Origin of the sequence: Marinobacterium ramblicola, from assembly GCF_019084545.1 — a bacterium.
In the GTDB taxonomy this organism is placed as follows: domain Bacteria; phylum Pseudomonadota; class Gammaproteobacteria; order Pseudomonadales; family Balneatricaceae; genus Marinobacterium_D; species Marinobacterium_D ramblicola.
The window spans coordinates 88,791-100,358 of record NZ_JAHREP010000020.1 but is presented as its reverse complement, the minus strand read 5'-3'; the positions used below and the strand labels follow the sequence as shown (position 1 = coordinate 100,358).

The 11,568-nt window shown below is 60.4% G+C and carries 7 protein-coding genes; 6 read left to right on the top strand and 1 reads right to left on the bottom strand.

Annotation, left to right across the window (positions count from 1 at the left end; translation table 11 throughout):
- Together KQ940_RS15785 and cysQ are read left to right on the top strand one after the other, a co-directional pair.
- On the top strand, positions 1–989 hold a 989-nt coding region (locus KQ940_RS15785), incomplete at its 5' end, for a bestrophin family protein (protein WP_217414706.1).
- 99 nt (positions 990–1,088) lie between these two features.
- Positions 1,089–1,892, top strand: coding sequence for a 3'(2'),5'-bisphosphate nucleotidase CysQ (cysQ, locus tag KQ940_RS15780; RefSeq protein ID WP_217414705.1), 804 nt, complete (start codon positions 1,089–1,091; stop codon positions 1,890–1,892).
- A 6-nt stretch (positions 1,893–1,898) separates the two neighbouring features.
- Here the strand turns inward: cysQ and metE are convergent, their stop codons facing one another.
- On the bottom strand, positions 1,899–4,160 hold the full coding sequence (gene metE, locus KQ940_RS15775; RefSeq protein WP_217414704.1) for a 5-methyltetrahydropteroyltriglutamate--homocysteine S-methyltransferase: 2,262 nt from the start codon (positions 4,158–4,160) through the stop codon (positions 1,899–1,901).
- 564 nt (positions 4,161–4,724) lie between these two features.
- Between metE and KQ940_RS15770 the strand changes: the two genes are divergently transcribed.
- The 4 genes from KQ940_RS15770 to nirD all read left to right on the top strand — a co-directional run bounded on the left by KQ940_RS15770 (position 4,725) and on the right by nirD (position 11,532).
- Positions 4,725–6,194, top strand: a complete 1,470-nt coding sequence (locus KQ940_RS15770) for a NarK family nitrate/nitrite MFS transporter (RefSeq protein ID WP_217414703.1) — start codon at positions 4,725–4,727, stop codon at positions 6,192–6,194.
- A gap of 269 nt (positions 6,195–6,463) precedes the next feature.
- Complete coding sequence (locus KQ940_RS15765) at positions 6,464–8,194, top strand: bifunctional protein-serine/threonine kinase/phosphatase (protein WP_217414702.1); 1,731 nt, start codon at positions 6,464–6,466, stop codon at positions 8,192–8,194.
- A 416-nt stretch (positions 8,195–8,610) separates the two neighbouring features.
- The gene (nirB, locus tag KQ940_RS15760) at positions 8,611–11,148 is read left to right on the top strand and encodes a nitrite reductase large subunit NirB (protein WP_217414701.1); all 2,538 of its coding nucleotides are present in this window, start codon (positions 8,611–8,613) and stop codon (positions 11,146–11,148) included.
- 12 nt (positions 11,149–11,160) lie between these two features.
- Positions 11,161–11,532: a nitrite reductase small subunit NirD gene (gene nirD, locus KQ940_RS15755; protein ID WP_217414699.1), complete on the top strand. Its 372-nt coding sequence runs from the start codon at positions 11,161–11,163 to the stop codon at positions 11,530–11,532.
- Positions 11,533–11,568: the final 36 nt, after the last annotated feature.

Sequence of the window (11,568 nt, the reverse complement as noted above, 5' to 3'; positions counted from 1 at the left end):
AGTTTCCGCGTCAGGCGTTGCAGGTGCTGACGGGAAGGGGCTATGCTCAGGCGTTTTCCGGATGGATTATTGCCGTGATCGTGCGTGAAAAGCCGGGGTTTCTGGCGCTGTTCTTTGTTTATCAGGGATCGATCGCTCCGCGGGTCCTGCCGCAGATACTGCTTGTCGCACTGCTGTCGGCACTGCTGGTGTGGGTGCATGATCACTATCCCCAGCTGTTTCCGGAGCTGAGCACCTCCTCCTTTGCTTTTATCGGTATCGCGCTGTCGCTCTATCTGGGTTTTCGCAACAACGCCTGTTACGAGCGCTGGTGGGAGGGGCGGCGCCTATGGGGGCAACTGTTGGTTCAGACGCGCAGCCTGTTGCGGATGAGCCTGGCCTACCGTGGCGAGGAGAGCGAACGGCACAAGCGGATGACGCGGCGTCTGGTGGCCTTTGCCGGTTGCCTGCGTGACCAGCTGCGTGATGTCGATCCGATGCCTGGGTTGCAGGAGTGGCTCGGCGATGCCGAATGCTGGCAGCTGGAAAGTGCCGTCAATCGTCCTGAGCGCATACTGCAGATGATCGGTGAGCAGGTGGCGGTAGAGGTGAAAACCGGCGGTTTCGATTCGGTCACCGCACGCAATTTCGAGCAGTGCCTGACCGCCCTGAGCGATGTGGTGGCCGGTTGCGAGCGGCTGGCCAATACTCCGCTGCCCTTTGCCTATATGCTGCTGGTACATCGCACCAGCTATATCTACTGCCTGCTGCTGCCCTTCGGCCTGGTCGCCGGCAGCGGCATGATCACCCCACTTCTGACCGCCATCGTCGCCTATGCGTTTTTCGGACTGGATGAGCTGAGTCAGCAGCTGGAACAGCCTTTCAGCGCAGGCGACAACGGCTTGCCGCTGGATGCGATGACACTGACGCTGGAGCGAGAGTGCCGCCAGGCGCTGGGCGAGCAGCATCTGCCGGCGGCGCCAAGCTGTCGGGACTATCGTTTGACTTAAGCGTTTGACCTGCACGCGATTACGCCCTGGGCGTGTATAGCCGCACAATATACCGACTCACGAATTAATTGTGGGCGGCGCGAAATCGGACACAGAACAATGGGTAGAGGGATCAATACGCAGCTGCTGCAACAGGTGGCCGCTATCGCCCGCGAAGCGGGGGAGGCGATCATGCAGGTTTATGCGCGTGAGTTCGCTGTCAGCTACAAGGTGGATGACTCTCCGTTGACCGAAGCAGACCGCGCCGCGCATCGTATTATCGTGGCTCGTCTGGCGTTGCTGGAACCAAGGTTGCCGATCCTCTCCGAAGAGGATGTGGAGGGCTTTCCCGGCGCCGACGGCCAGGGGCGTTACTGGCTGGTCGATCCGCTGGACGGTACCAAGGAGTTCATCAAGCGCAACGGCGACTTCAGTGTCAATATCGCGCTGATCGAGCGGGGTGTGCCTGTACTCGGCGTGGTCTACGCGCCGGTCGCCAACATCCTCTGGCAGGGGGCACGTGGTTTGGGGGCGCAGCGGATCGACGGTGAGGGTGAGCGGACGATTCAGGTACGTGAGCACCAGCCGGGGCAACCCTGGCGACTGTTGCGCAGCCGCTCCCATCCCAGCCCCGGCATGCAGGAGTGGATCGAGAAGCTGGAACAGCATGATCCGGTGGAGCTGGAGTCGGTGGGCAGCTCGTTGAAGTTCTGCCGCATCGCCGAGGGCAGTGCGGATATCTATCCCCGGCTCGGCCCCACCTCGCTCTGGGATACCGCGGCCGCCCACGCCGTGTTGATCGAGGCGGGCGGCGCGGTAATCCGGTTCGATGGCGAACCGTTAAGCTATGCGGATACCGACCAACTGCTCAACCCCTGGTTTATCGCCTGTGGCCGGGGTGAGCTTGACTGGACGGTGTTCTGAGGCTGCTCAGCCCAGGCGCTTACGCAGAATACGGGTGGCTTCGACCAGGCGCTCCAGCGCCGGTGTCACCTCCTGCCACTGGCGGGTTTTCAGGCCACAGTCCGGATTGACCCATAGCCGGTCGACTGGAATCCGCCGCGCCGCCCTCTCGATCAGCGCCACCATCTGTTTGACTCCTGGCGTGTTGGGGCTATGAATGTCATAGACACCGGGGCCGATCTCGTTGGGGTAATCGAACGCCTCGAACGCCTCCAGCAGCTGCATGTTGGAACGGCTGGTTTCGATGGTGATCACGTCGGCATCCAGTGCCGCCACCGCCGCGATAATGTCGTTGAACTCCGAGTAGCACATATGGGTGTGGATCTGGCAATCGTCGGCAACACCGGAGGAGCAGAGACGAAACGCCTCGGTCGCCCAGTCCAGATATGCCTGCCAGTCGCCCCGACGCAGTGGCAGGCCTTCGCGCAGAGCCGGTTCGTCGATCTGAATCGCCGGAATACCGGCACGCTCCAGATCGCATACCTCATCGCGCAGTGCCAGGGCGATCTGGCGGCAGGTTGCCGACCGGGGTTGATCGTCGCGGACGAAGGCCCACTGCAGCATGGTTACCGGACCGGTTAGCATCCCCTTCATCGGTTTGTCGGTTAGCGACTGCGCATATTCAGACCAGCGCACCGTCATCGGATGCGGCCGCTGCACGTCACCGAAGATTACCGGCGGCTTGACGCAACGCGAACCGTATGACTGTACCCAGCCGTTCTGGGTGGTCAGATAGCCCTCCAGCTGCTCGCCGAAGTACTCGACCATATCGTTGCGTTCCGCTTCGCCGTGAACCAGCAGATCCAGGCCGAGCTGCTCCTGCTGCTTGACGCAGTGTTGGATCTCGCCCAGCATCTGCTGCTCATATTCGGCCTGCGACAGGTTGCCTCGGCGCAGATCCGCCCGTGCCGCCCGGATCTCCGCTGTCTGCGGGAAGGAGCCGATCGTGGTGGTCGGCAGCAGCGGCAGTTGCAGCCGACGCCTCTGATGCGGTGCGCGCGCGGGGTAGGGCGATTGTCGCTGGCTGTCGGCGCCGGTAATGCCCGCGAGGCGCTGGGCGACCTCCGGTTTGTGGATACGTTTGGACTGACGTCGCGACGCGATCGCTTCCGCGTTGAAGGCGAGTGCCTCCTGACCCTGACCCTCAAGGCCCAGTGCCAGTACCTTCAGCTCGTTCAGTTTCTGGGTGGCGAAGGCGAACCAGCTACGCTGCTGCGCATCCAGTTTTTTCTCCCGATCCAGATCCACCGGTACGTGCAGCAGCGAGCAGGAGGTGGAGAGCCAGAGGCGTTCGCCCAGTACGCGCTTGACCGGGCGCAGATGCTCCAGCGCGGCGTTGAGGTCGGTTTTCCAGATGTTACGGCCATCGATGATGCCGACCGAGAGCACCTGATCGTCGCTGATCCGTTTGGCTGCCTGCACGTACTCCAGACCGCCGCGAACGCTGTCGAGATGGAAGCCATCCACCGGCAGGCTGAGGCAGAGATCGAGATTGTCGCGCAGATCGCCGAAATAGGTGGTCAGCAGCAGCCGGCTGCCGACAGCGCCGAGCGTGGCGTAGGCGGTGCGTAATGCCTGACACCAGGATGCCTCCAGATCCAGCGTCAGGATAGGTTCATCGATCTGCACCCATTCGACCTGCAGGTTTTTCAACTGCTGCAGCAGCTCAACGTACTGCGTGAGTAGTTGGGGCAGCAATGCCAGCCTGCTGTCGCCACGGGCGATCCAGAGCAGCGTCACCGGCCCGATCAGCACCGGCTTCGGAGTAAAGCCGAGACTGCGCGCTTCGACGATCTCGTCGAACAGCTTGTCCGGATGCAGGGTGAATGTACTGTTGTTATCCAGCTCCGGTGCCAGATAGTGGTAGTTGGTATCGAACCACTTGGTCATCTCCAGCGCCCGCACCGGCTCGCCGGTCGGCGCGCGGCCTCGCGCCATGCGGAAGTAGTTGTCCAGATCGCTGTCGGACCGCCCCCGGGTAAAGCGCTCCGGCACCATGCCGAACATGCAGGCGTGGTCGAGCACCTGATCGTAGAGCGAGAAATCGTTGACGCTAACATAGTCGAGCCCTGCGTCCTGTTGCAGTTGCCAGTGGCGGTGGCGCAGTTCAGCGGCGATCTTTTCCAGTTCACCTGCGTCGATCTCGCTGCGCCAGTAGCCTTCCAATGCGAACTTGAGCTCGCGATGGGCGCCGATGCGGGGGAAGCCGGGTATATGCAGTCCTGCCATGGTGTCCTCTTTTGGTGCGTTGATTTATTCGGGTGCATTATGGGCAGGAATTAACATGAGCGAAATTGATATAAATTTTATATGTATTGAAAACTATTAATAATAAGTTTGAGTCGGTATCGACGGAAGTGCCGTTTTTGCGGGATTGCACCAGTTATGCGCGTACTATCGTCATAAATGCACGGTAATGGCATGGCGATTGCTTGATTATGTGCATTCGCATCTTGCGATAGTGCTGCCAAACGGGGCGTGCTCCAGATGGGTGGCAAGTAAAGTGTTGAAATTCAACGCGTAGGAGAGCGATACCCGGGCTGCAAAGGCGTAGCTCAAGGTATCGGGTAACACCAGGGTTGCACTCAGTTAGGGCGAGGGAAACCCAGGCGCGTCGCAAGATAAAGCACAAATTTTGAGCAAAGGCGCTCACGAGTGACCCCCAGTCGAAAACGGAAGGTCGCTTGTGGGCGCCTTTTGTTTATGTCCAGGACGTACGGTATGCCGCGGGCGCATGGATGCGCTGGAGCGGCGACGACTTTTGTTTTTGAAGACAACAGAGGCCCCTCGACGATGAGCGAGCAAAGCAAACTCAACCTGCTTTCCTTTACCGGAAAGACCAAGATCCTGCATCTGAGCTGGATCGCGTTTTTCATCACCTTTGTGGTGTGGTTCAACCACGCGCCACTGCTGGCCGCAATTGGCAGTTCTTTGGGTCTGGAAAGCGCCCAGGTGAAAACCCTGCTGATCCTGAACGTGGCGCTGACTATCCCGGCCCGTGTGCTGATCGGTATGCTGACCGACAAGTATGGCCCGCGGCTGATCTACGCCGCGCTGCTGTTCCTGTGCAGCATCCCCTGTTTCTTGTTCGCCCTGGCCGATGACTTTGCCCAGGCCGCCATTGCTCGCTTCCTGCTCGGCTTCATCGGTGCCGGATTCGTCATCGGTATCCGCATGGTCAGCGAATGGTTCCCGGCAAATGAACTGGGCACTGCCGAGGGGATCTACGGCGGTTGGGGCAACTTCGGCTCCGCCGCCGGTGCGATGACGCTGCCGACACTGGCGCTGCTGTTCGGTGGCGAGGATGGCTGGCGCTACGCGATCGGCCTGACCGGCCTGATGAGTCTGGCGTTCAGCTTCGTCTGGTACAAGAATGTAACCGACACGCCGAAGGGTTCCACCTACTTCCGGCCGAAGAAAAACGGCGGTATGGAGGTAACCAGCAAGGGGGACTTCGTCTTCATGTTGGCAATGAAGGTGCCGATGTATGCCACCCTGGCGCTGCTGGCCTGGAAACTCTCTCCGGCGGGTGTGAAGATGCTGTCGGACACAGCAGTAAACCTGATCTATATCTCGCTGTTGGTGATCTTCGTCTATGACTGCTACAGCGCCTGGAAGGTCAACCACGAGATCTTCGTCAAGCCGGTGCCGGAGATGCACCGTTACAAGTTCAAGCAGGTGGCGGTGCTGAATGTGCTCTACTTTGCCACCTTCGGTTCCGAGCTGGCCGTGGTCTCCATGCTGCCGCTGTTCTTTGCCGAAACCTTCGAGCTGGATCCCGTCTATGCGGGTCTGCTGGCCTCCGGTTACGCCTTTATGAACCTGATGTCCCGTCCCGGTGGCGGCTGGATCAGCGACCGCTATGGACGCAAGCGCACGCTGTTGATCCTGACCGCGGGTCTGGCAGGCGGTTATGCGCTGATGGCGATGACCAACTCCAGCTGGCCGGTTGCCCTGGCGGTGATCACCGCGATGGCCTGCTCCTTCTTCGTGCAGGCCGGTGAGGGCGCGGTATTTGCCGTGGTACCGCTGATCAAGCGTCGTCTCACCGGACAGATTGCCGGCATGACCGGTGCCTATGGCAACGTGGGTGCGGTGGTCTATCTGACCGTGCTCTCCTTCGTCAGCTACCAGATCTTCTTCAGCGTGATTGCCGCTACTGCCGTGCTTGGCTTTATCGTGCTGCTGTTCATGGAGGAGCCGCAGGGCCATATGGCCGAGGTGAATGAGGATGGCAGCGTCGAGCTGATCAAAGTAAGCTGAGCCTGAGGTTCTGGCCGATAGGGCCGCTACCGTCTGACACGCCGTGAACCCTTCCCTGGGGGCTCGTCTGCCGCCATCCATGGCGGCAGACGGTCAGCCGGCAGCGGCCCTATCGGCCTTGGATAGCGCGATGCCAACCCGCTTCGGTTAAGAACCTGCGAGGAATCTCGCACCGAGTTCTCCAACACCCCTCACTGCCCGGCACGGTACCCGAAGATCGGACAATTCCAGGCAGGCGCTTATATGACACCACTGGCCGAGGAGGGCCGATGAGCAAAAGGTTGCAGGTACGCTTTGGTGGCTGTTCCGAAGCCGGTCGTAAGTCGGTCAATCAGGACGCTTTCGCCGCCCATCTGGCCACCGGCAATGGGGCCGAGTTTAAGGGGGCAGCAGCGGCTATTGCCGATGGCGTCAGCAGCTGCGCCGACTCCCATATCGCCAGCCAGACCGCAGTTACCTCCTTCCTCGAAGACTACTTCAGCACGCCGCAGAGTTGGAGCGTACGCAAGTCCGTCTCCCGTGTACTGACCAGCCTCAACGGCTGGATCTATCAGCAGAACGCCAACCGTCAGAGCCATCTCCAGAACTACGGCGACAGTATGCTGACCACCTTCTCCTCGGTGGTGATCAAATCCCATACCCTGCACTGCTTTCATGCCGGCGATTCACGGGTCTACCACTGGCGCGACGGAACGCTGGAGCAACTGACCCAGGACCACCTGAGTATAGCCGCCGGCCAGGGCTACCTGGCTCGCGCGCTGGGTGCCGACAGACACCTTGAGGTGGACTACTCCACCCAGGATCTGGCCGTGGGCGACCTGCTGATGCTGAGCACCGATGGCGTGCACGGCGTACTGTCCGCCGCTCGACTGCGCGAGTTGCTAACGGATGCGACAACGGATCTGGAAGCAGCAGCCCGGCGAATTGTAGCCGAGGCGCTGGAGGCCGGAAGCGACGACAACCTCACCGTTCTGCTGGTGGCGATCGACGGGTTGCCGCAGGAAACCCTGGATGAGACCCACCGTCGCCTGACCGCGTTGCCGATCCCCCCGGTGATGTCGGTCGGCAACCGCATCGACGGCTACGAGGTGCTGGAGGTGATCTTCAGCGGCACCCGCAGCCACATGTACCGGGTGCGGGACGAGGAGAGCGGCGAACAGTTCACGCTGAAGGCGCCGTCGCAGAACTTCTCCGAGGATGCGCTCTATCTGGATGGCTTCGTGCGCGAGGAGTGGGTCGGACGCTGTATCGACCACCCCAACGTGATGAAGACCTATGAGCCCCGGCGCGAGAAACGCTTTCTCTACTATCTGGGCGAATATATCGAGGGGATCAACCTGCGCGAGTGGATGCATGACCATCCCCGTCCGCCGGTGGACGAGGTGCGTCGCATCGTGCAGCAGGCGGTGCAGGGGCTACGCGCATTCCAGCGCGCCGATATGGTGCACCAGGACCTGAAACCGGAAAACATCATGCTGGACCGGGAGGGCAGGGTGAAGATCCTCGATTTCGGCACCGTGCTGATCGCCGGTACCGATGAGCTGATCTCGCCGCTGGACAAGTCGATCCCCCAGGGCAGCGTGAATTACGTGGCGCCGGAGTACCTGGTCGGCGAGCCGGGAAGCTTTCGCTCCGATCTGTTCTCGCTGGCGGTGATCGCCTACGAGATGCTCACCGGCGCGCTGCCCTACAAGGAGCCCTCGGTGAAGCAGGTGCAACTGAAGAACTATGCTGTGCTCGACTACATCCCGGCACTGCAGCACCGCCGCGACCTGCCGTTGTGGATCGAGGGCTGTCTGCGCAAGGCGCTGCAGCCCAACCCGCGCTATCGCTATGAGGCACTGTCGGAGTTCCTGCACGATTTCACCGTACCCAATACCCAGCTGGAAGCGCGCATCCGTCATCGACCGTTGGTTGAACGCAACCCACTGCTGCTGTGGAAGCTGATCTGTCTGGGCCTGCTGCTGCTGAATCTGTATCAGTGGGTGGTCAATCGCTGATACTGGCACAGAGCGGGATGGTATCCCGGAAGGCGCCCTCCCATCGTGTGCCCCGCACACGTCTCCCAATAACCGACACATGGAATTGATAAGCACCATAATGATGCCGGATCACCAATATGGTGCGGTCTTTTTGGTGCGCGGAATGGATGATGTGCCTCTAACTCCTTGTAAATCCATAAGAAGCAATGTTGGCACATGTCGTGCTTAATGATACTGCATAACCGGGTCTAGCCCGGAACAGAACAGAATGAACAAAGGCGTTCATCGATCAGTTTCCTGAACTTCAGGGTGCTGATGGGTGAGCGCCTTTTTTCGTTTCCTGGGCCCGCAAAAAAGCTTCGTAATAAAGCGTTGCAAAAAACGTAGAGAAGTCTGTCAAGGCGAGCCCGAAACAGGTGCACAGGAGCAACATGATGAACAAAACACGTTTGGTTGTAGTCGGCAATGGTATGGTCGGCCACCAGTTTCTGCAGAGTCTGGCCGACAGCGGTCAACTGGGTGAGTTCGAGGTCACTGTATTTTGTGAAGAACCTCGTCTGGCGTATGACCGCGTGTATCTCAGCTCATACTTCAGCGGTAGCACCGCTGAAGATCTGGCCATGGGCAAGATCGAGCAGTATCGCGAGTGGGGCCTCAACGTCCTGATCAATGAGAAGGTGGTCGAGATCAACAAGGACGACCATCTGGTGGTCTCCGACAAGGGCACCACACTGAGCTACGACAAGCTGGTGATGGCCACCGGTTCCTACCCCTTCGTACCGCCGGTACCGGGGCATGACCGCGAGCACTGCCTGGTCTACCGCACCATCGAGGATCTGGAAGCGATCAAGTCCAGCGCGGCGCAGGGCAAGGTCGGTGTCGTCGTCGGCGGCGGTCTGCTCGGCCTGGAAGCGGCCAAGGCGCTGTGTGACCTGGGCCTGGAGACCCATGTGGTCGAGTTCGCCCCGCGGCTGATGGCGGTGCAGCTGGACGATATGGGCGGCGCGCTGCTGCGCTCCAAGATCGAAGCGCTCGGCGTCAAGGTCCACACCAGTAAGAACACTCAGCAGATCGTCGATGGCGAGAACTGTGTGCACCGCATGGAGTTCGCCGATGGCGAGGTGCTGGAGACCGACCTGATCCTGTTCTCCGCCGGTATCCGCCCGCGTGACCAGCTGGCCCGCGAGAGCGGCCTGGCAGTGGGCGAGCGCGGCGGTATCGTTATCAACAACCAGTGCCAGACCTCCGACGCGGATATCTACGCCATCGGCGAGTGCGCGCTCTGGGATGGTCGTATCTTCGGTCTGGTTGCGCCGGGTTACACCATGGCGAAGGTGACAGTGGCTCAGCTCACCGGCGGTGATGCCGAGTTTGCCGGTGCCGACATGAGCACCAAGTTGAAACTGATGGGGGTGGATGTCTGCTCCATCGGCGATGCTCAGGGCCGTACCCCGGGGGCGAAGAACTACACCTGGCTCAACGAAGGCGACGGCACCTACAAGAAATTGGTGGTCAGCCCCGACAACAAGATCCTGCTCGGCGCCATTCTGGTCGGCGATGCCGAGGCCTACGGCACCCTGTTGCAGTACATGCTCAACGAGATCCAACTGCCGGAGTTTCCGGAGGCGCTGATCCTGCCCAGCCGCAACGACGATGCCCAGACCGGTCTTGGCGTGGCCGCACTGCCGGAAACGGCTCAGATCTGCTCCTGCCATGACGTGTCCAAGGGTGATATTCGCCAGGCTGTTTCCGGTGGTTGCTGCTCGGTCGGCGATGTGAAGGGCGCCACCAAGGCCGGTACCGGCTGTGGCGGCTGCGTACCGCTGCTGACCAGCCTGGTCAACCATGAGCTGGAGGAGCTGGGCGTCGAGGTCAGCCATGATATCTGCGAACACTTCCCCTACACCCGTCAGGATCTGTACAACCTGGTACGCGTCGAAGAGATCAAAAGTTTTGACGAGCTGATGCAGAAGCACGGCAAGGGCGGAAAGGGCTGCCATATCTGCAAGCCGGCGGTGGGCTCGATTCTGGCATCGTGCTGGAACAACTACGTGCTGAACCCGAAAGAGGTGAAGCTGCAGGACACCAACGATACCTTCCTCGCCAACATGCAGAAGGACGGTACCTACTCCATTGTGCCGCGTATCGGCGGCGGCGAGATCACCCCGGACAAGCTGATCGTGCTCGGTCAGGTGGCCAAGGAGTACAACCTCTACACCAAGATCACCGGCGGTCAGCGCGTCGATCTGTTTGGCGCTCGCCTGGAGCAGCTGCCGGATATCTGGCGCAAGCTGATCGACGCCGGCTTTGAGACCGGCCATGCCTACGGCAAATCTCTGCGTACAGTGAAATCCTGTGTCGGTAGCACCTGGTGCCGTTACGGTGTAGACGACAGTGTCGGCCTCGCCATTGAACTCGAGAATCGCTACAAGGGACTGCGCTCACCGCACAAGATCAAGTTTGCCGTGTCAGGATGCACCCGCGAGTGTGCCGAGGCCCAAGGCAAGGATATCGGCGTCATCGCCACCGAAAACGGCTGGAACCTCTACGTCTGCGGTAACGGCGGTATGAAGCCGCGCCACGCCGACCTGTTTGCCACCGACCTGGATAAGGAGACGCTGATCAAGTACATCGACCGGGTGCTGATGTTCTACATCAAGACAGCCGATCGTCTGCAGCGTACCTCAGTGTGGATGGAGAACCTGGAGGGCGGCCTGAAATACCTGCAGGAGGTGGTGATCAACGACAGCCTGGGCCTAGGCGCTGAGCTGGAGGCGCAGATGGCGCACGTGGTGGAAACCTACGAGTGCGAGTGGAAGACAACTGTCAACGACGAGGAAGCGCTGAAGCGGTTCCGTCAGTTCGTCAACAGCGACAAGCCCGACTCCAACGTGGTGTTCGTACAGGAGCGCGGCCAGATCCGTCCGGCGCGTGCGGAAGAGAAGGCAGAACCCATTGTAATGGTCGGCTAAGAGGAGAGAATCATGACTGCAGCACAAGAGTGGATCCATATCTGCAACCTCGATGATCTGGTCGCCGACTCCGGCATATGTGCCCTGGTCGGGGAGCGTCAGGTGGCCCTGTTCTACATCCCCGAAAAGGGCCAGGTTTTTGCCATCGATAACTTCGATCCGATCGGACAGGCCAATGTCCTGTCGCGTGGCTTGGTGGGCTCCAATGAGGATTGCCTGTTCGTTGCCTCGCCACTGTACAAGGAGCGCTACTGCCTGGAAACGGGTGAATGCCTGGATAACGAATCGCTGGTGCTGGACACCTGGCAGACCCGCCTCGAAGGCGAGCGGCTGCTGCTCAATCCGCAACCGTTCAATCGCGTCGCGCTGCAAGAGGCGGGCTGATCCCGCAGAAAAGTCTGGTGAGTAACAGCCCCGGGT

Excerpts from the sequence above, each read along its gene's own strand:
- KQ940_RS15770 (WP_217414703.1), top strand. The coding sequence starts at position 4,725 with ATGAGCGAGCAAAGCAAACTCAACCTGCTTTCCTTTACCGGAAAGACC.
- cysQ (WP_217414705.1), top strand. The coding sequence starts at position 1,089 with ATGGGTAGAGGGATCAATACGCAGCTGCTGCAACAGGTGGCCGCTATC.
- metE (WP_217414704.1), bottom strand. The coding sequence starts at position 4,160 with ATGGCAGGACTGCATATACCCGGCTTCCCCCGCATCGGCGCCCATCGC.
- nirB (WP_217414701.1), top strand. The coding sequence starts at position 8,611 with ATGAACAAAACACGTTTGGTTGTAGTCGGCAATGGTATGGTCGGCCAC.
- nirD (WP_217414699.1), top strand. The coding sequence starts at position 11,161 with ATGACTGCAGCACAAGAGTGGATCCATATCTGCAACCTCGATGATCTG.
- KQ940_RS15765 (WP_217414702.1), top strand. The coding sequence starts at position 6,464 with ATGAGCAAAAGGTTGCAGGTACGCTTTGGTGGCTGTTCCGAAGCCGGT.